Source organism: Lentzea atacamensis (genome assembly GCF_003269295.1).
Classification (GTDB): Bacteria; Actinomycetota; Actinomycetes; order Mycobacteriales; family Pseudonocardiaceae; genus Lentzea; species Lentzea atacamensis.
This window is the reverse complement of sequence record NZ_QLTT01000005.1, coordinates 125,198-144,954: the sequence shown is the minus strand read 5'-3', so window position 1 is coordinate 144,954 and position 19,757 is coordinate 125,198. Positions and strand designations below refer to the sequence as shown.

The window sequence follows — 19,757 nt, the reverse complement described above, 5'->3', positions numbered from 1 at the left end:
CAACGGCGACGTCGTGGCGGCGAGGGGCGAGACGCAGGCGAACGTCGAGGTGAGCACGCTGGTCGTGCCCGCCTGGCGGCTGCGTTGGCGGGCACCGGAGCTCGCTCTGGTGCTGGGTGAGCGCGCACTCGCGCTCGCCTCCGCCCGTCACGACGAAGCCGATCGGCTCCGCGCGGAGTCGGTCGTGGTCTTCGCGGGCAACCGCGTCGGCCGCGGCGTCCGCATCGCCGACCGGGCGATCGACGCGCTGAAGGCGGCCGAGACCGCCGGTGAACACGAGACCGCGTGGCTGCTGCGGGTGGAACTCGCGGCGTGCGCGCGGTCCGTGGGAGCACCGCTGACGGGTTTCGCCGCGGTGACGCCCGTGCTGGAAGCGCCGGACGTGCCCGCGGAACTGCGGGCCTCGGCGCTGGTGCAGGCCAGCGAATGCCTCGTCACGGTCGGCCGCGGCGACGAACCCACGCAGGCGCTGGCGGAGGCGGACCAGCTCTACGTCGCCGACGCGACGCTCGACGACGACACCCGCCTGCTGCTTCGCGGCCTGATCCGCGCGGTGCAGGCGGCCCAGCACCGCCGGTGGGGCGACATCGCCGCCGCCATCGGCGCCGCCCGCGAAGGCCTCGACCTGCTCAGCCGGTTCGCCGACCCGTCGGCGGACAGCGGCCAGGGCATGGGCCGCCTCACGCTGGAGCTGGTGCTCGCGCTGATGGACGCGAACCGCCTCCTCGACGCGAGCGAGGTCGGCACCCCGATGCTCGACCGCCCGGTGCGCGCACCGTCGGCGTCGACGACGGGCTGGCTCCGCCTGGCTCTCGCCACACGTGTCCACCTGCCGGCGGGGCGCGTGGCGCTGGCCCGCGAAATGCTTCGCGAAGCCGCCGCGAGCGCAGAACGCCACCAGCTCGACACGCTCCTCGCGGAAAGCCTGCTGGCGCTGGCCCACGTGCACGAGGTGTCCGGCGACCTGGCCGACGCGCTCACGAACCTGCGCTCCGCCCACGCCGCCGAACGCCGCCGGGCCCGCGCCGTCTACGCGGTGCGCGCACGCCTCGCCGCGGAGTTCTCCGGCGTCCACCGCCAGCCGGCCGACCTGCACCAGCAGCTGGCGAGCCTGCTCCGCCCGATCGACGGCATGCAGATGGTCTCCGACGGCATCCTGTCCGCCGCACTGAAACAACAGCTCCGCCAGTGGCGCCCGGTCCAGGTCCGCAAGGGCGACGGACTGAAGGTCAAGCGCGCCCGCAGAGCTGCCGAAGACATGACCGTGGAGGGTTTGTCCGCGGCACGCCAGCACGCCGCCGACCGGTGGCGCATGGTCCAGCCGTTCGGCGAACCCGACGACAAGACTCCGGACCCAGTGGAACCCCAACCTCCAGCAGCATCCTCATCAGACCGCACAGTCCCGGCCTCCGGCTTGATCGCCTCCGCGGGCGCCATGGTGAGCGGCCGCCGCCGCGCCGCCCGAGTGGCCGCGGGCGAGATCGACGACGACCAGCCGTCCACCCCTGCCACCGCCCCGACACCACCACCACCACCACCCGCGCCTGCCGAAACCCCTGCGCTGACGCCGGAACAGGAACGCAAGCGCAAGGTCGAGCAACAGCTCATGGAGCTGCAGCGCGAGGCCCGCCGCCAGATCGAGGCAGAGCGCCAGGCCCGCGCCGAACTACGAGCCGCGGCAGAACGCGAGGCAGCCGAAGCGGCCGCCCGCCAAGCCAGGATGGAACGCGAGGCAGCCGAAGAGGCCGCCCGCCAGGCCGCGGCCCGCCAGGAGGCCTCCAGAGCCCAGCCGGAGAGCGTCATGGACATGCTCAAGGCCCAGGGCCTGCGAGCAGGCGGCCGACGCCGAGCCCCGGACACCGAAGCCCAGCCGGAAACCCCGTCGTGGCGAGTCGAACCACCGTCCCGCCTGCGCCAGGACGACCAGTCGCCCAGCTACTTCGCCGACCCCGGCGCCCACTCCGCGCCGGAGACCTCAACCGGCCCGGACTACTTCGCCGACCCGAGCACCGCGGACACACCGTCCCGCTCGGGCCTGGCCGCGGCGTTCTCGCGCCCTCCAGCGGCCCCGGACTTCGGTCCCCACACCGACGATCCGGCGTACCCGCTGCACACCCCGGCCGCCGGCTTCCCGACCTCCCCGCCGGATCAGGACGAGCGCAAGCTCCCCACCCCGGACTACACGAGCTTCGACTTCAGCACCCCGCAGTGGTCAACGGCATCAATCCCGTCCCCAGACCCCGCGGAACCCCCCGACCCGGCCCAGCCGACGCCGGACCCCACCCCGAACCCGGAGCGCAAGCCGTTCCCGCCTATCCCGGACCCGATCCCGCCGGTGCCCACCCCGGACGAGATCCCGCCCTCCCCGGAGCCGGACCTGCTCTCCAGCACGTTCCTGAGCTCCGCGGACGTGGAGCGGGAGGACGACACCTCCGCCCTCCCGACCACCCCGGTCCGCACGAACCTCACCTCAGATCAGGCCTACGGCACCCAGCCCGGCCAGGGCACCCAGCCGGGGTTCGGCGCGGAGTCCGGCTTCGGCACTCAGCCCAGCCCTGGTGGTCAGCCGAGCTTCGGTACGCAGACCGGGTTCAGCACGCAACAGACCTTCGGGACTCAGACCAGCTTCGGCGCGCAGCCCACGTTCGGCGCGCAGACGAACTTCGGGCCGCAATCCACTTTCGGCACGCAGTCGGCTCATGTCGGCCAGCCCGACCCGGCCACGCCTGCCCAGCCCGGCCCTTCCGCGCAGTCTGATCCCACCGGCGCCGGGTTCAGCCGAATCCCCCAGCCCGACGCCACCGACCAGGGCCCCCAGCCAGATCCGGGTGCTTGGGCCAACTTCGACATCGCGCCCGACTACGACGTCAGCTCCAACCTGGTGATGTTCACGGGTCCGGGAACCGGCGCCGGTTCTGAGCCGGCCACCCAACCCAACATCCCCACCGGCGCGAGCCGGCCGACCCCATCGGACCCGACCGGCTTCGGGAACTCGGACGTGGACACCGGCTTCGATCCGGCCGCGAGGTCCGCGGATCCCGCCGCAAGCACCGGGGTCGGATCAGCCGCGTCTGCCGACTCCGCGACCGGTGCCGGGTTCGGTTCGGGGGTGTCCGGCGATCCTGGCGTGGGTGCCGGGTTCGGCTCGGACGCGGGCTCTCCCACCGGCCTCAGCTTCGATCCGGCACCTCCGGCCTCCAGCACCGGATTCGGCTCACCCACCCAGCCCGGCTCGCCTCCGGAGTACAACTTCTTCTCCACGGAGTCCGAGCCGGCCACCCAACCGGACTCCACCCCACAGTTCGGCACCACCGAGCCCGGCACCGCCACGCACAGCGAGGCGGCAGCCGAGTCCGGCCTCACCACGCCGGCCGACGGCGAGCCGGCCACGGAGATGGACGAGTCCGGCACCCGATCGGGCCGCCCCAGCAGTCGCCGCAAGCCGAGCGACCTCAGCCTCGCCGACCTGCTCGCCGAAGCGCTCGTCGCCTACGAAACCGGCCGCCGCTCCGACGAGGAGCAGCTCGATGCCTCCGACCTGAGCGCCTCGAAGTGGTCGGACGCCGGGCAATCCGACGTGCCGGACCAGCCTTACTCGGCACAACGGCCCGAAGCCGAGCAGCCCGGTGCGGACTCGCTCTACAGCCCTGGCCAGTTCGGCGCGGCGCAGCCCAGCGACTCCGTGTTCCGGCCAGGGGCGTCGCAGCAGCCCGTCTTACAACCTGCGGACGCCCCGGCGTACTTCCTTACGCAGCAGCCCTCGGCGGAACCCGCTGCCCAGCCCGGCCCGGAGACACCCTTCGGTGCTGAGCGGCCGGAATCAGAGCAGGAGAAGACCGGTCCGATCGTCCCCGTGGGTGCCACGCCGGACAACGAGAGCACCGGTCCCATCCGTCCCGTCCGGCCGGACGGGCCCGCGGGGTGGACCCTGCCAGGTATGTGATCCGCATTCGGTCGTCGAGTTTCCGAGATCTGCTGGAACGGGCGCGGCCGGAAGCGGAAGCACATTTCCAGCCGGACGTGTGATGCCGGCAGGCACGTGATGCCGGAGCCGGGACATGTGCACCCGGAGTGCCGGGGCCCACCCGCTGGTCGGGTGGCCGGGTGCGGCCGGGCGTGTGAGTTTTTCGGTCCGGCGGCCAGGAAGAGGCCGCCGGGCCCATGATCCGGAGGATCGACGTGGGCCGCCCGCCGCCGTCGCCGTGGACGGGTGGTCCAGCATGCGGAACGCCTTGTCGCCACTGATGATGTGACTCGATTCAGCCCACGATTCAGTGGTCCGTCAGTGCCCCTCCCGTTGCCGGTGACGGCCCCAGTCCCATCTAGGGTGGGGGCGGACCCGGCACACAGAGGTGCCGGATAGCGTGGAGTCGCCTGAAGATGACCTCGACTGGAGCCCCGACCCGAACCGACGACGTCTCCGCGGTAACCGCCGCGGATGGCGGGAGTCGACCGGCCAGTCCTGAGCAGGTCCGTGACGAGCTGATCGAACGGGCCGCCGCCAATGCCCCCGAACTCGCTGATCTGATCCGCCTCTTCTACCGGCACGTGCCCGCCGAGGAAGTCATCGACGACGACCCGGTGGACCTGGTCGGAGCGGTGCGATCGAACTACCAGCTCGCTGAGAGCCGCGTTCCCGGACGCGCCGTGGTGCGCATTCTGAACCCGACACGGGCCACCGACGGGTGGCAGTGCCCGGTCACCGTGGTTCAGGTCGTGACCGACGACATGCCCTACCTCGTGGACTCGGTCGCGTCCGAGCTCACGCGTGGTGGTGTGCAGGTGCAGCGTGTCGTGCACCCCATCGTCGTCGTGCGGCGTGACCCGGTGACGGGTGAGCGCACCGAGGTGCTGCCGACCGCCGATCCGTCCGACCCGCCCGCCGACGCGCTGGCCGAGTCGTGGATGAACATCGAGGTCGACCTCATCACCGACCCCGATCGGGCGCGTGAGCTGGAGACCCGGCTGCTGACGGTGCTGAACGACGTCCGCGAGGTCGTCGAGGACACCGACCGCATGGTGTCGACGGCGTTGCAGCTGGCCGACGAGCTCGAGAAGGACTCGTCCGAGGCCACCACGGACGGCGCGAAGCTGCTCAAGTGGCTCGCGGACGGGCATTTCACCTTCATGGGCTACCGGCAGTACGAGCTGGTGCGGGAGGACGGCGAACCCGCGCTGCGGGCCGTGCTCGCGAGCGGGCTCGGTGTGCTGCGGCAGGACAGCCTCGCGGCGCGCAGCCTCACCGCAGGGCCGGACAACGGCGCGCAGGCGCTCAGCCCCGAGCTGCTGGTGCTGACCCAGGCGAGTGCGCAGAGCAGCGTGCACCGCAGCGTCTACCCCTACTACGTGGGCGTGAAGACGTTCGACGCCGAGGGCAACGTCTCCGGTGAGCACCGGTTCCTCGGTGTCTTCAGCACCACGGCGCTGCACGAGGACGTGCTCGACATCCCCGTGATCGAGCGCCGGGTGCGCGACGTGATCCACCGCGCCGGCTTCCCGCTGCAGTCCTACTCGGGGCAGCGGATGCTCGAGGTGATCCAGAACTACCCGCGCACCGAGCTGTTCTCGGTGGACGCCGACACGCTCTACCAGACGACGACGGGCGTCATCGCGCTCGCGGAACGGCGGCGGCTGCGGCTGTTCCTGCGGCGTGACCCGTACGGGCGCTTCTTCTCGTGCCTGGTCTACCTGCCGCGCGACCGCTACACGACGACGAGCCGCCTCGCGATGCAGGAGGTGCTGCTCGCCGAGCTCGGTGGCCTGAACCTGGAGTACAGCGCGCGCATTGGCGAGTCCGCTCTCGCCCGCGTGCACTTCATGGTGCACACGGATCCGGCCCGCGTGCTGGAGCCGGACACCCAGGCGATCCAGAACAAGCTCGCCGAGGCCGTGCGCAGCTGGGACGACCGCATGGTCGAGGCCGTCGTCGGTGACGACGGCGTCGGTGCCGAGTCGGCCACCGAGCAGGGGCAGCGGTTCGCCTCGGTGTTCCCGGAGGCCTACAAGGAGGACTTCCCGGCGAGCACCGGGCTTGAGGACTACCGGCGCATCGAGGCGCTCGCCGAGGGCGACCTCGACATGGTCTTCTACGTGCCCGAGGACGCCGAGCCGGGGGAGCGGCGCTTCAAGCTGTTCGTCACCGGTGAGGGCATCACGCTGTCCGACGTGCTGCCGATGCTGCAGCGCATGGGCGTGATCGTCGTCGACGAGCGGCCGTACGAGATCGCGCGCGAGGACGGCGTGCAGTGCTGGATCTACGACTTCGGCCTGCGCATCAACGAGGCCGCGCTGGCCCAGCTGTCCGAGGCCGACCTCGAGAACGTGCGCGAGCGGTTCCAGAACGCGTTCGCCGCCGTGTGGCGCGGTGAGGCCGAGGTCGACAGGTTCAACTCGCTGGTGCTGCAGGCCGGGCTCACCTGGCAGCAGGCCGCGATGCTCCGCGCCTACGCGAAGTACCTGCGCCAGGCCGGCACGCCGTACTCGCAGGACTACATCGAGGACGCGGTGCTCAGCCACACGAGCGTGGCGATCGCGCTGGTCGCGTTGTTCGAGGCCCGGTTCGACCCGCGGCTCGACGACGCCACGCGCGCCGACCGCACCGAGACGATGGTCGTCGAGACCGGCAAGCTGATCGACGACGTGACGAGCCTCGACGCGGACCGGATCCTGCGCAGCCTGCTCACGCTGATCAACGCCACGCTGCGGACGAACTACTTCTTCCGCGACGCGGAGGGCAACGGCCGCCCGTACCTGTCGGTCAAGCTCGACCCGCAGGCGATCCCGGACCTGCCGGCGCCGCGGCCGAAGTTCGAGATCTTCGTGTACTCGCCGCGGATCGAGGGCGTGCACCTGCGCTTCGGCAGCGTCGCGCGTGGTGGTCTGCGCTGGTCCGACCGCCGCGAGGACTTCCGCACCGAGATCCTCGGCCTGGTCAAGGCGCAGGCCGTGAAGAACGCGGTGATCGTGCCGGTCGGCGCGAAGGGCGGCTTCGTCGTCAAGCGCCCGATCCCGGCGACGGGCGACCCCGGCATCGACCGCGAGAACTTCATGTCCGAGGGCGTCGCCTGCTACAAGATGTTCATCTCCGGACTGCTCGACCTCACCGACAATCTGATCAACAACGAGGTCGTGCCCGCGCCGCAGGTCGTGCGCTACGACGGCGACGACACGTACCTGGTGGTGGCCGCGGACAAGGGCACCGCGACGTTCTCCGACATCGCCAACGGCGTGAGCCAGAGCTACGGCTTCTGGCTGGGCGACGCGTTCGCCTCCGGTGGCTCGATCGGCTACGACCACAAGGCCATGGGCATCACGGCCAAGGGCGCGTGGGAGAGCGTGAAGCGCTCGTTCCGCGAGCTCGGTGTGGACACGCAGACCGAGGAGTTCACCGTCGTCGGCATCGGCGACATGTCCGGTGACGTTTTCGGCAACGGCATGATGCTGTCCGAGCACATCCGGCTCGTGGCCGCGTTCGACCACCGGCACATCTTCATCGACCCGAACCCGGTCGCCGCCACGTCGTTCGCCGAGCGCGTGCGGTTGTTCAACGTGCCGCGTTCGTCGTGGGACGACTACGACCGCTCGCTGATCAGCGAGGGCGGCGGCATCTTCCCGCTGTCGGCGAAGTCGATCCCGATCTCCGAGCAGGCCCGCGTCGCGCTGGGACTGCCGGAAGGCGTGGTGAAGCTGTCCCCGCCGGAGCTGAAGAAGGCGATCCTGCTCGCGCCGGTCGACCTGCTCTGGAACGGCGGCATCGGCACGTACGTCAAGGCGTCGACCGAGTCGCACGCCGACGTCGGCGACAAGGCCAACGACGCGATCCGCGTCAACGGCGCCGACCTGCGGGTCAAGGTCATCGGCGAGGGCGGCAACCTGGGCCTGACCCAGCGCGGCCGCATCGAGTTCGCGCGCACCGGCGGCAAGGTCAACACCGACGCGCTCGACAACTCCGCCGGCGTCGACTGCTCCGACCACGAGGTCAACATCAAGATCCTGCTGGACCACCTGGTCCGGGAGGGATCGCTGGAGCAGCAGCAGCGCAACCAGGTTCTCGGCGAGATGACCGACGAGGTCGGCGAGCTCGTGCTGGCCGACAACTACTCGCAGAACAACGTTCTCGGCGTCAGCCGGGCGCACGCCGCACCGATGCTGTCGGTGCACGCGCGGCTCACGGCCGACCTCGAGGCGCGCGGCGCGCTCAACCGCGAGCTGGAGGCGCTGCCGAGCGTGGCGGAGTTCAAGGCGCTGGAGAAGAACGGCGACGGCCTCACCTCGCCGGAGCTCGCGACGCTGCTCGCGTTCACCAAGCTCACCCTGAAGGAAGAGCTGCTCCAGAGCGACATTCCGACGATCGACACGTTCAAGAACAAGCTGCCGGACTACTTCCCGACCCTGCTGCGCGAGCGTTTCGGCGCGGCGATCCCGAACCACCCGCTGGCGAGGCAGATCATCACGACGGTGGTCGTCAACGAGGTGGTCGACGGCGGCGGCGTGTCCTACGCGTTCCGCCTGGCCGAGGAGATGAGCGCGTCGGCGACCGACGCGGTCCGCGCCTACGCCGTGGTCACCGAGGTCTTCGACCTGCCCGCGATCTGGCGTGAGATCCAGGCGCTGGACAACGTGGTGCCGACGGCCGTGCAGGACAACATGGTGCTGGAGACGCGTCGCCTGCTGGACCGCGCGTCCCGCTGGCTGCTCTCCAACCGCCCGCAGCCGCTCGCGGTGGGCTCGACGATCAACCGCTTCCGCGGCGTGGTCTCCGAGCTCAGCCCCTCCGCCCTGGACCTGTTGCAGGGCAAGGAGTACGACGTGGTCGCGGGCAAGGCGGACGGGTTCGTCGAGCAGGGCGTCCCTGCCGAGCTCGCCCGCAAGGTCGCCGCGCTGCTCTACATGTACGGCCTGCTCGACGTCACCGAGATCGCCGAGCTGGCCGAACGCGAGATCGGCCCGTCCGCCGGCATGGGCCCGGAGCGCTCGCACCGGGAGACCGCCGAGCTGTACTTCGCGCTGTCCGACCACCTCGACATCGACCACATGCTGGACTCGGTGACGAGCCTGGAGCGCGGCAACCGCTGGCACGCCCTGGCCCGCCTGGCTCTCCGCGACGACTTCTACTCGTCGCTGCGGGCCATCACCCTCGACGTGCTGAGGGCGAGCGACCTGGGCGACACGGCGAGCGAGAAGATCGCCAAGTGGGAGCAGGCCAACGCCTCCCGCCTGGCTCGCTCGCGCGGGGCGCTGGAAGAGATCAACCGGGTCCGCCAGCTGGACCTGGCCACCCTGTCCGTCGCCGCACGTCAGGTGCGGAGCATGGTCAGGTAGAGACGCCGGAACGGGGCGCTGCGGAGATCCCTCCGCGGCGCCCCGACGCGTATCAGAGCACCACGGACTCGAACACCGTGCGAACAGCCCGCCGAGGAGGCGGCTCGTGACGTGGGCGTGGTGCTGGGTAGGGTCCCTGCATGGGTGTCTTCGTCACTGGTGTGCGACCGCGTTGGTCGGACATGGATGCGTTCGGCCACGTCAACCACGCGAACACCGTGACGTTGCTGGAAGAGGCCCGGATCGAGCTGCTGTTCACCGAGGCGGCCCGCCACGGGGTGAAGGAGATGGCGGAGGGGATGGTCGTGGCGAAGCTCTTCGTCGACTACCTCGCGCCGATCGTCTTCACCGGCGAGGACATCGTGGTCGAGATGTCCGTGCGGGACCTGAAGTCGGCGTCGTTCACCCTCGACTACGTGGTGCGCGGCAGCCGGGAGGCGAACAGTCCCGTGGTCACCAAGGCGGAGACGCTCATGGTGCCCTACAACGTGACCACCGCGCGGCCGCGTCGTCTCACCGACGCCGAGCGCGACTTCCTCGCCGGATGGCGAGCAGGGGGTAATGGTGCCTGAGCTGGTGCTGGCCGACGCGGCCGAGAGAGACGATCTCGGAGCGTTCGCGGCGCGTGCCGTGCGGTTGGACGGGCAGACCGTGGTGCGGCTGCGCAACCGCAACGAAGAACTGCTCGACGCGTGGGTAGCCACGCCGTTCGACACGCTTGCCACGCGAACCGTTGCGGGACAGGCGAATCCGGCCGACGTCACGGTGTCGGGATCGGAGCTGCTGACGGGCCTCGCGGTCATGCGCGACGAGCGCATCGATCCCGGCCCCGCCAAGGACCTGATGTGGCGCTCGGCCCTGCCGCCCGCGGAGGGCTGGCTCATGGTCGATCGGCTGCCGGTCGAGGTCGTGTCGAAGCTCGCGGACGAGGGCGTTGCCGTGGCACGGGAGAACACCGGTCCGCAGGGCACGCCGCCGGCCTCGTTGCTGGACCAGACGGTGCTGACGGTCAGCGGGTCCGGGTTGGACGTGAAGATTCCGCTGCGGTGCCTGTTCGCGTTGTCCGGCATGGGTTTTCTCGGCGAGGAGGGCGACGTGCGGGTCACCGCGACCGACTCGTGGCTGCGGATCGACGCCAGGTACGGCGCGGTGGTCCGGCGCCGGCACTCGATGCTGCCGTTGATCGTCTGATTCGGAGCGGATGATCGCGGCACGATGTCGCGCGTGTCCGCCGAACCGCACGCGAGTACAAGGTCTCGACGCTGGAGCTCTTCTTCGACCTGGTCTTCGTCTTCACGATCACGCAGCTGACCAAGACCTGGCCGACGACACGTCGCCGCTCGGCTTCGCGCAGGTCGTGATCATGCTGTTCGTGATCCTCTGGATGTACTTCGGCTACGTCTGGCTCACGAACGCCGTCACGCCGAACACCACGGTGCGACGGCTGCTGCTCATCGCGGGTATGGGCGGGTTCCTGGTCATCGCGCTGGCGATTCCGAACGCCTTCGGTGCGGCCGGGATCGCTTTCGGCGTCGGCTACCTGATCGTGAACCTGGTGCACTCCGGGTTGTTCATCTCGGCGGGCGGGCCGGGCTCGGCAGCGGCCATGGCGCGGCTGGCGCCGTTCAACCTCGGGTCCGCGGGCCTGGTGTTCGCTGGCGGGTTCCTGCCCAGCACCTGGCGAGCGGTCGCCTGGTCGGCGGCGGTCGTGCTCATGATCGTGTCGCCGTACGTCAACCGGCGGCACGGGGAGTTCCGGATCAGGCCGGCCCACTTCGTCGAGCGGCACGGACTGGTGGTGATCATCGCGATCGGCATCGGCGCGGCTGGGCTACCGCTCAACCTGTAGCTCGTGGTGGCGGCGTTGCTGGGTCTCGCGCTGGCCTACCAGCTGTGGTGGTGCCACTTCGGCGGCGAGCAGGACCTGCGCGCCGAGCACAGCCTCGCGGCGATGGCGCCGTCCGACCGGGCCCGCGCGGCCCTGTCGGCGTTCGGCTGGGCGCATGCGCCGCTCCTGCTCGGCATGGTCGTCGTGTGCGTCGGGGTGAAGAGACCATCGGGCACGCCACCGAGCACCTCAGCGGAGCCCTGGCGCTCGGCGGTGGAGCCGCGCTCTTCCTCGCCGGGCAGATCTACTTCCGGTGGCGGCTGAAGATCGGAGCCAACCGCTTCCGGATCATCGCTGCCATCGCCGCGCTCGCCACCGTGCCGGTCGGGCTGTGGCTGGCCATCGCGCAGGTCGCGACCCTCGTGCTGGTGTTCGGCGTCCTGCTGGCGGCGGAGGACAAGCCTCGGGCGTGAGACCACACCCGAGGCGTCAGCCTCAGACCAGCCAGACCGCCGTGTCCGGAGGCAGCTGGTCGCCGTCCATCGGACCGGACGACAGCAGCACCTGACCGGGCGGCAGCGGCACCGACGCACCGGACGTGTTCAGCGCGCAGATCAGGCCGCCACCCTTGCGCCGGAACGCGAAGCAGCCCGCCGGGGCGCCGTACCACTCCAGCTCGTCGCCCGCGAAAGCCGCGTTGGACTTCCGGTGCTCGAGCGCCTGGCGGTACAGCGACAGCATCGAACCGGGGTCCTCCAGCTGAGCTTCCGCCGTGAGGTGGTCCCACTCGTTCGGCTGGGGCAGCCAGGTGTTGACGGCCGTGGAGAACCCGAACGGCGGCGTGGTGCCCTCCCACGGGATCGGCACGCGGCAGCCGTCACGGCCGCGCTCGGTGCGGCCGGAACGCTCCCAGGTCGGGTCCTGCAGGGCCCAGTCCGGCAGCTCCACGTTCGGCAGGCCGAGCTCTTCGCCGTTGTAGAGGTAGATCACGCCCGGCAGCGCGAGCTCGACCAGCGTCATCGCACGGGCCCGCTGCTCGCCCAGGGCGCCACCGCCGTAGCGCGTCACGTGGCGCACGACGTCGTGGTTGGACAGCGTCCACGTGGCGGGCGTACCGGCGAGGGCCACCGCGCCCAGCGAGTGCTCGATCGCGGAACGGACCGCGTCGGCGTCGAAGCCCGCCTCGACCAGGCGGAAGTTGAAGCCCAGGTGCAGCTCGTCGGGACGGACGTAGGCGGCGAAGCGCTCGTCGTCCTTCACCCAGATCTCGCCGACCGCCATGGTGCCGGGATAGCCGTCCATGACCTTGCGGATCATGCGGTGGATCTCGTGCACGCCGTCGTTGTCGAAGCGCGGGTCGTGGACGTCGTCGGACAGCACGCCGGGAACCTGCACCCGGATCTCCATGTCCGGCAGGCCTTCCGGCTTGGCCATGCCGTGCGCCACGTCGATGCGGAAGCCGTCGACGCCGCGGTCCAGCCAGAAGCGCAGCGTGTGCTCCAGGTCGGCGCGGACCTCCGGGTGGTCCCAGTTGAGGTCGGGCTGCTCGGGCGCGAAGAGGTGCAGGTACCACTGGCCGTCGGGCACGCGGGTCCAGGCGGGGCCGCCGAAGACGGAGACCCAGTTGTTCGGCGGCTGGGAGCCGTCGAAGCCGCGGCCCTCGCGGAAGATGTAGCGCGAACGCTCCATGCTGCCGGGGCCGGCCTGCAGCGCCTCCTGGAACCACTCGTGCAGGTCGCTCGTGTGGTTCGGGACCAGGTCGACGGTCACGCGGATGTTGTGCTCGTGCGCGTCCGCGACCAGCCGGTCGAACGCGGCCAGGTCGCCGAACAGCGGGTCCACGTCGCGCGGGTCCGCGACGTCGTAGCCGTGGTCGGCCATGGGCGAGCGGTAGAACGGGGTGAGCCACAGGGCGTCGACACCGAGCAGTTCCAGGTAGCCGAGGCGGGACCGGATGCCGTCGAGGTCGCCCACGCCGTCGCCGTTGGAGTCGGCGAAGGAACGCACGTACACCTGGTAGAAGACGGCGTCACGCCACCAGGCGGACTCTTCGGCGATCTCGGGAGTGAGGTCGGAGGATCGTCGCACGGGGAGTCATCCTGCCATTCGTCTCGCTGCGAAAGGGACCGATCGGGTGACGGGCGATCAAGACCAGCTGTTCATCAGGCTGTTCGCGGCCATCTCCAGGTAGTCCCAGAGCTGCTTGCGGTGGGCCTCGTCGAGCCCTGCCTCGTCGACGGCGATCCGCATGCAGCGCAGCCACGCGTCGCGTTCGATCGGTCCGATCTTGAACGGCGCGTGACGCATCCGCAGCCTCGGGTGGCCCCGGTTCTCCGAGTAGGTGTGGGGGCCGCCCCAGTACTGCATGAGGAACAGCCGCAGGCGCTCCTCCGCAGGTCCGAGGTCCTCTTCCGGGTACAGGGGCAGCAGGACGTCGTCGGCCTTCACCTCTTTGTAGAAGCGCGCCACGATGCGGTGGAACGTCTCCTCGCCACCGACCTGTTCGAAGAAGCTCACCGGGTTGCCCACACAACCATCCTGACTCACGCGAGCCACCGCCCGCAGGCCGCCCCGGCTATTGGTTCCGCCACACAGGCGTGAGCTGGCAGGACGCCGAGTGATCATCGTCTCGAATGGGTGTTCTAACTCACCCGGCGCCGCGTGCGTCTTACTTGGCGGTGAAGCCGGCCTCCTCCAGCGCGGGCATCAGCTGCGCGCGCAGGTTACGCTGGACCGCCCACTGCCGGCCGGGCCGCGTCTTCACGGTCACGCGCAACGTGATGCCGTCCGGCGTGAACTTCTCGACACCGAGGACGTCGGGCTTGGCCGTGATGTCCGACTTGACCGGATCCTTCTCCGCCACCTCGGCGACCTTGCGCTCGAGCACCTGGGTGGCCTCCGCGAGGTTCGCGCCGTAGCTCAGCGGCAGGTCGACGACGGCGACCGCGAAGCCCTGCGACGAGTTGCCGACGCGCAGGATCTCGCCGTTGCGGACGTACCAGACGGTGCCGCTCGTGTCCCGGATCGTCGTGGTGCGCAGCGCGACGGCCTCGACGGTGCCGGTCGCAGGGCCCAGGTCCACGACGTCGCCGACGCCGTACTGGTCCTCCAACAGCATGAACATGCCGGACAGGAAGTCCTTGACCAGGTTCTGGGCGCCGAAGCCGAGCGCGACGCCCAGGATGCCCGCCGAGGTCAGGATCGGCGTGATGTCCATGCCGACCACGATCATGATCTCCAGGAACGCTATTCCGAAGATCATGATCGTGACGACGGACTTCAGCACCGAGCCGATCGTCTTGGCGCGCTGCTCCCTGCGCTCGGAGATCAGGTTTCCGAGCGCCTGGGGCGCCCTCTCGCGCAACGGCTTGAGCAGCCCCGGCTTCTTGCCTTCCTTGCCGGGGGTGGTGATCCGGTCGATGACCTTGCGAAGCATGGCCCTGAGCACCATGGCGACGATCAGGATCACGACGATCTTGATCGCGCCCGTCAGGATCATCGGGCCGTACTTCTCGAAGAACCCGACCGCCTGCGCGGTCTTGTTCGCGACGTCATCCACTGGACTCGTCACGTGGTCGTGCCTCCTACAACTCCATGCCCGTGGCATTGGCCAGGAACGTCAACTGGTCCACGGCGAGAGCGACGGTCCGGCTGACCGACCTGCCCGCGTGACCGACCTCGGTCTCGCGGCGGATCAGCACCGGGTGCTTGGCCGGATCGCTTGTCGAAGCGTGCTGCAGTGCCGCGCACATCTTCCTGGCGTGGTTGGGGTCCACACGAGAATCCGACTCGAACACCGTGAACAGCACCGAAGGGTACTCAACATCGGCTTCCACGCGGTGGTACGGAGAGTAGGACAACAGCCAGTCGAGCTCCTCGGAAACGCTCGCGCTGCCGTATTCCTCGGCCCACAACCGTCCGAGCAGGAACTTCTCGTAGCGCACCATGTCGAGCAGTGGCGCTGAGCACACCACGGCCGCGTAGAGCTCGGGACGCTGGGTGAGGGCGGCGCCGACGAGCAGACCGCCGTTGGAGCCGCCCATGATGGCGAGCTGCTGCGGTGTGGTCCAGCCGTCCCTGATCAACCGCTCGGCGGCGGCGTGGAAGTCGTCGAACACGTTCTGCTTGTTGGCACGCATGCCGGCGACGTGCCACTCCTCGCCTTCCTCGTCGCCGCCGCGCAACGACACGTGCACCCACACGCCGCCCGCTTCCACCCAGGCCAGCGTGGTCGCGCCGTAGCCGGGGCCGCGGCCGATCGCGAAGCCGCCGTAGCCGGTGACCAGCGCGGGACGGGGCAGGTCGGGCTTCTGCTCACCGCTCACGACGAACATGCGGACCGTCGTGCCGTCCTTGGACGTGTACGCGATCTGCTGCGTCGTCACGGACGGCAGCTCGACCCGGCCGGGAGCAGCCTCGTGCAGCACGGTTTCGCCGGTGGACGCGGAGAACCGGTACACCGACTGCGGTGTCACGAAGTCGGTCCACCCGAACCACACCGTGTCCTGGTCGTGGCCGGTGGCGGCGTCCACAACGGACATGCCGTGCACCGAACCCGTTCCGGGCAGCGGAATCACCTGCTTGTGCGCGCCGGTCGCGGCGTCGTGCAGGTGCAGTTCGGACACCGCGTGCCGGGTGCGCAGGACGACGAGGTCGCCGTTCAGCCAGCGCACACCGTCCAGCACGGAGTCCTTTTCCTCGCTGATGAGCTCGGTCCACTCGGTGGGGTTGGCCGGGTCCGCCACGCACAGGCGCAGCCGCGGTGCGTTCAGCGAGGTATGCAGGTAGAGCTTGCCGTCACGCGCGACGAACGCCTCGCAGCGCTCACCGGCCTCGGACAGGATGATCGGCCTGAGCTCGCCGTCGCCGTGCAGGTCGGCGATCCACACCGAGTCGTGCCGCATCGTGGTGGGGGCGCCGTTGACGACGAGCCAGCGGCCGTCCTGCGACAGGTTGAGGCCGTAGTAGTAGGTGTGGCCGAGGCCGTCACCGTGCACGTTGAGGTCCGTGGCGGGGTCGGCGCCCACGCGGTGGCGCCACACGCGGCGGTGGAAGAGCTTCTCGTCCTCGGGCAGCAGCGCCGGGTCGAGCTGGCGCACGTAGTAGAACTCCTCGCCACCGGGCAGCCAGCCGATGGCGGAGTAGCGGCACCGGTCGATCGGCCCCTCGATGAGCTCGCCGGACTCGACGTCGACGACGTGCAGCAGCGAGTGCTCGTTGCCGCCGATCGACACCTGGTACGCGAGGCGCGTGCCCTCGAGGCTGGGCGACCAACCGTCCAGCGTGGTCTTGCCGGACGGGTCGAGCGCGCTCACGTCGACCAGCACGCGTTCGGTGCCGTCGGTCTCGCGCACCATGACGACGGGGTGGTCCTGCTCGGGGCCGCGGCGGGTGAAGAACGCCCTGCCCGCGCGCCAGGCCGGGATGGACACCGACCCCGTGCGCATCAGCTCCTTCAGCCGGTCGTCCAGGCGCGCACGGCCGGGCATCGCGTCCAACCAGGAGCGTGCGAGCACGTCCTGCGCCTGCGACCACGCCTCCGTGCGCGGGTCGCTCGTGTCCTCGAGCCAGCGGTACGGGTCGGCCACGTCACGACCGTGGATCTGCTCGACGAGGTTTAGCCGCTCCGCGACCGGGTAGGAGACCGTCGCAGGCAAGGGGGTGGAGGGTGCCTCTGTCACCTTGTCAAGAGTAGCGGGTGATGAAAACCATCTCCGATAGGGAGCTGGTTCACCTTCAGTTCGATCACACATCCATGACGCGTCACTTATCACACGTGATTTTTTGCTGGTAAGTGTGGTCTCCTATGGCTGAACCGGTGGAGGTGGTCGCGTGCCAGACCGACAACCGACCCCTATCGGCGCCTCGCCACCAGGCGAGATGGCGTCGACGGTCCCCCCATGCCGAAAACAGGCCGAGCTGCGGGCAGTGCCCGATGGGGATCGAGACGGGGAAGGTTCCGGTCAGACGCCGGCGGTTTTCCCCTGGGGAAGACGCAAGGTCCTGCTGCTGAACGCCACGTTCGAGCCGCTCACGGCGTTGTCACTGCGCCGGGCGGTCGTGCTGGTGGTGTGCGGCAAAGCCGAGGTCGTGCACGGAGACGCCTCAGGGCTGGTGCTGCACTCGTCGAAGTCCGAGGTGCTCGTGCCGTCCGTGATCCGGCTGAGCACGTACGTTCGCGTTCCCTATCGCGGTCGCGTGCCGATGACCCGTGCCGGGCTCATGCACCGCGACCGTTATCGCTGCGCCTACTGCGGCGGGCGGGCCGAGACGATCGACCACGTCGTGCCGCGCTCGCGTGGCGGACCTCACACCTGGACCAACTGCGTCGCCTGCTGCGCGAAGTGCAACCACCGCAAGGCGGACAAACTGCTGTCCGAACTGGGGTGGCGGCTGCGCGTCGTGCCCGCGGCGCCACGTGGCCCGCACTGGCGGTTGCTCGCCGGCGTGGCCGAGGCTGATCCGCAGTGGTTGCCGTACCTGGGTGAACCCGCGGCCTGATCTGCCTGGTCGGGTCAGGCCGCGAGGGAGAAGTCGTCCTGGCGCGCCGTGATGCGCACCGAGTCGTCGAGTGCCGTGATGCGGACGCTGTCGTCGTGTGCCGTGATGCGCACGGAGTCGTCCATCGTGATGCGGACGCTGTCCTGGGCCGTGATGCGGACGCTGTCGTCGTGCGCGGTGATGCGCACGGAGTCGTCCATGGTGATGCGCACCGAGTCCTGGGCCGTGATCCGGACCGAGTCGTCCATGGTGATGCGCACCGAGTCCTGAGCCGTGATCCGGACCGAGTCGTCCATGGTGATGCGCACCGAGTCCTGGGCCGTGATCCGGACCGAGTCGTCCATCGTGATCCGGACGGAGTCGCTCGCCGTGATGCGAACCGAGTCCTCACGCGCCGTGATCCTGACCGAGTCCTGCCGCGCGGTGATCCGAACGGAGTCCTCACGCGCAGTGATTCGCACCGAATCGGACATCGTGATCCTGACCGAATCGCTCGCCGTGATGCGGACCGAGTCTGCCATCGTGATCCGCACCGAGTCTGCGGCAGTGATGCGCACCGAATCGGCCGCAGTGATCCGAACGGAGTCGCTCGCCGTGATGCGAACGGAGTCACTTGCCGTGATACGCACTGAATCGTCCTTGTAGCTCGGAAGAGTGATGGACAGGGCCTGGGGGCGGGTCATCGTGAACATTTTGTGTCCTCCAGGACTCTCGGGGCGGGTGCGCAAGACCCGTATAGGTGAAAAGCTAAGAGGTGGGTGTTCCGGGAACAAGACCCCAAACCGGCACCCGTTCGCATCCGACCGGGTGAGGCCTGACCGGGTGTAACCGCTGCGCCGCACGAGAGCACTCATTGCCTCTACTGGCCGGTATGGACACGCTCTGTAGCGTTCAAACTGATGGAACGTGACGTGCGTCATACCGCGAATGGCCTGCACGGACGTGGTTTCCGAGCGCTCACGGGCGCCTGGGCGGTGTCGCTCGTCGGGGACGGCGTGCGCATCGTCGCGCTGCCCTTGTTCACCGCCGCGAGCACCCGCAGCCCGCTCGCCGTGTCCGCGGTGGCCGTCGCCACGACGCTGCCGTGGTTGCTCATCGCGCTGCCCGCCGGGGTGCTCGTGGACCGCTGGCGGCCCCGAACCGTTGTCGTGGTGGCACATTGGCTGCGCGCCGGGGTGACCGGACTGCTCGCGCTGGCGGTCCACACCGGACACGCGACGGTCCTCGTCCTGTGCGCCACAGCTTTCGTGCTGACCTCCGCCGAGACGTTCGCGGACTCGGCGTCACAGGTCCTCCTCGTCGAACTGGCGGGGCCGGACGACCTGGAGGCGGCGAACGGCAGGTTCGTCGCGGTCGAGACGGTCGGCATGGACCTCGCCGGTCCGCTGGCCGCCGCGGTCCTGTTCTGGTGGGCGCCGGCCGCCTGTTTCGCGCTGGACGCCGCCTCCTTCGTCGTCGCCGCCCTGCTGGTGTCCCGCGTGCCAGACGTCGCTCCAGAGCGATCTGGGGGCGATCTTCGCGGGCAGCTGGTGGAGGGCGCGCGGTTCCTGCTGCGGACCCCTGGTCTGCGGTCACTGGTAGTTGCGGTCGCAATCACAGCTCTCTGTGCAGCGGCTGTCAACGCCATGCTGGCGCTCTACTCCATCCAGGTGCTCCGCCTCGCCGAACCGGTGGTTCCCGGCCTGGTCGTGTGCATGGCGGCCGGTGCTCTGCTAGGCGCCTGGGTCTCCCCGCGGCTCGCGTCCCGGTGGGGTGCCGGGCGGGTGATGGTCGGGTTCCTGGCGCTGCTGGGTGCCGCGTTCGCGTTGTTCGGCCTCGTGCCGTGGCTGGTGGTGGCCGTGCTCGCGTGCGTGCTCTTCGGCGTCGCGTCCGCGGGCTGGAACGTGCTGTCCGCGACCCGCCGCCAACGGCTCACACCAGGCCCGATGATGGGCCGCGTGACGAGCGCGTACCGCGTGCTGGCGTGGGGTCTGTCGCCGCTGGGCGCGGGCCTCGCCGGACCGCTGGCGTCGTGGACGTCGCTGGGGGCCGTCTACGTCGTGGCGGGCACGATCGTGGGATTGACCGCGATCACGCTGGCCCGGCCGCTCACGCGCGGCTGAGTTCG

12 protein-coding genes and 1 pseudogene are annotated in these 19,757 nt (G+C 69.9%); 8 read left to right on the top strand and 5 right to left on the bottom strand.

What is annotated here, in order from left to right; translation table 11 throughout:
• The first annotated feature begins 13 nt into the window (after positions 1–13).
• The 6 genes and pseudogenes from C8D87_RS23230 to C8D87_RS47025 all read left to right on the top strand — a co-directional run bounded on the left by C8D87_RS23230 (position 14) and on the right by C8D87_RS47025 (position 11,622).
• Complete coding sequence (locus tag C8D87_RS23230; RefSeq protein ID WP_112228352.1) at positions 14–3,943, top strand: hypothetical protein; 3,930 nt, start codon at positions 14–16, stop codon at positions 3,941–3,943.
• Between the two features lie 437 nt (positions 3,944–4,380).
• Complete coding sequence (locus C8D87_RS23225; protein WP_112228351.1) at positions 4,381–9,321, top strand: NAD-glutamate dehydrogenase; 4,941 nt, start codon at positions 4,381–4,383, stop codon at positions 9,319–9,321.
• A gap of 140 nt (positions 9,322–9,461) precedes the next feature.
• A complete protein-coding gene (locus tag C8D87_RS23220) occupies positions 9,462–9,893 on the top strand; it encodes an acyl-CoA thioesterase (RefSeq protein WP_109640782.1) in 432 nt (143 codons plus the stop codon).
• Complete coding sequence (locus C8D87_RS23215) at positions 9,886–10,512, top strand: hypothetical protein (protein WP_109640878.1); 627 nt, start codon at positions 9,886–9,888, stop codon at positions 10,510–10,512. The genes C8D87_RS23220 and C8D87_RS23215 overlap by 8 nt, the downstream gene beginning before the upstream one ends.
• Positions 10,513–10,583: 71 nt before the next feature.
• Positions 10,584–11,473: pseudogene (locus C8D87_RS47890) on the top strand (low temperature requirement protein A).
• Entirely contained in the window at positions 11,356–11,622 is a 267-nt protein-coding gene (locus C8D87_RS47025; protein ID WP_215732487.1) for a hypothetical protein, read from the top strand. Before C8D87_RS47890 ends, C8D87_RS47025 begins: the two are co-directional and overlap by 118 nt.
• A 22-nt stretch (positions 11,623–11,644) precedes the next feature.
• Here C8D87_RS47025 and C8D87_RS23205 read toward each other — a convergent pair whose 3' ends face one another.
• The 4 genes from C8D87_RS23205 to C8D87_RS23190 form a co-directional block, all read right to left on the bottom strand.
• Positions 11,645–13,237 (bottom strand): glycoside hydrolase family 13 protein, encoded by a 1,593-nt coding sequence (locus tag C8D87_RS23205; protein WP_109640785.1) that lies wholly within the window; start codon positions 13,235–13,237, stop codon positions 11,645–11,647.
• A 57-nt stretch (positions 13,238–13,294) separates the two neighbouring features.
• Positions 13,295–13,678: a globin gene (locus C8D87_RS23200; protein ID WP_233440133.1), complete on the bottom strand. Its 384-nt coding sequence runs from the start codon at positions 13,676–13,678 to the stop codon at positions 13,295–13,297.
• A 139-nt stretch (positions 13,679–13,817) separates the two neighbouring features.
• Positions 13,818–14,648, bottom strand: coding sequence for a mechanosensitive ion channel family protein (locus tag C8D87_RS23195; RefSeq protein ID WP_233440141.1), 831 nt, complete (start codon positions 14,646–14,648; stop codon positions 13,818–13,820).
• Between the two features lie 85 nt (positions 14,649–14,733).
• Positions 14,734–16,830: a prolyl oligopeptidase family serine peptidase gene (locus C8D87_RS23190; RefSeq protein WP_233440134.1), complete on the bottom strand. Its 2,097-nt coding sequence runs from the start codon at positions 16,828–16,830 to the stop codon at positions 14,734–14,736.
• Positions 16,831–16,981: 151 nt separating this feature from the next.
• Between C8D87_RS23190 and C8D87_RS23185 the strand changes: the two genes are divergently transcribed.
• Positions 16,982–17,650, top strand: coding sequence for an HNH endonuclease (locus C8D87_RS23185; protein WP_233442247.1), 669 nt, complete (start codon positions 16,982–16,984; stop codon positions 17,648–17,650).
• Positions 17,651–17,664: 14 nt separating this feature from the next.
• On the opposite strand, the gene C8D87_RS23180 is transcribed toward C8D87_RS23185, so the two are convergent.
• Positions 17,665–18,333: a DUF2345 domain-containing protein gene (locus C8D87_RS23180; protein WP_233442246.1), complete on the bottom strand. Its 669-nt coding sequence runs from the start codon at positions 18,331–18,333 to the stop codon at positions 17,665–17,667.
• 216 nt (positions 18,334–18,549) lie between these two features.
• Here C8D87_RS23180 and C8D87_RS23175 point away from each other — a divergent pair, with 216 nt between their 5' ends.
• Positions 18,550–19,752: an MFS transporter gene (locus tag C8D87_RS23175; protein WP_112228349.1), complete on the top strand. Its 1,203-nt coding sequence runs from the start codon at positions 18,550–18,552 to the stop codon at positions 19,750–19,752.
• Positions 19,753–19,757 lie beyond the last annotated feature (5 nt).

Coding starts and splice junctions, on each gene's coding strand:
- C8D87_RS23220 (WP_109640782.1), top strand. CDS start 9,462: ATGGGTGTCTTCGTCACTGGTGTGCGACCGCGTTGGTCGGACATGGAT.
- C8D87_RS23225 (WP_112228351.1), top strand. CDS start 4,381: ATGACCTCGACTGGAGCCCCGACCCGAACCGACGACGTCTCCGCGGTA.
- C8D87_RS23195 (WP_233440141.1), bottom strand. CDS start 14,648: ATGATCCTGACGGGCGCGATCAAGATCGTCGTGATCCTGATCGTCGCC.
- C8D87_RS23175 (WP_112228349.1), top strand. CDS start 18,550: ATGGAACGTGACGTGCGTCATACCGCGAATGGCCTGCACGGACGTGGT.
- C8D87_RS23180 (WP_233442246.1), bottom strand. CDS start 18,333: ATGACCCGCCCCCAGGCCCTGTCCATCACTCTTCCGAGCTACAAGGAC.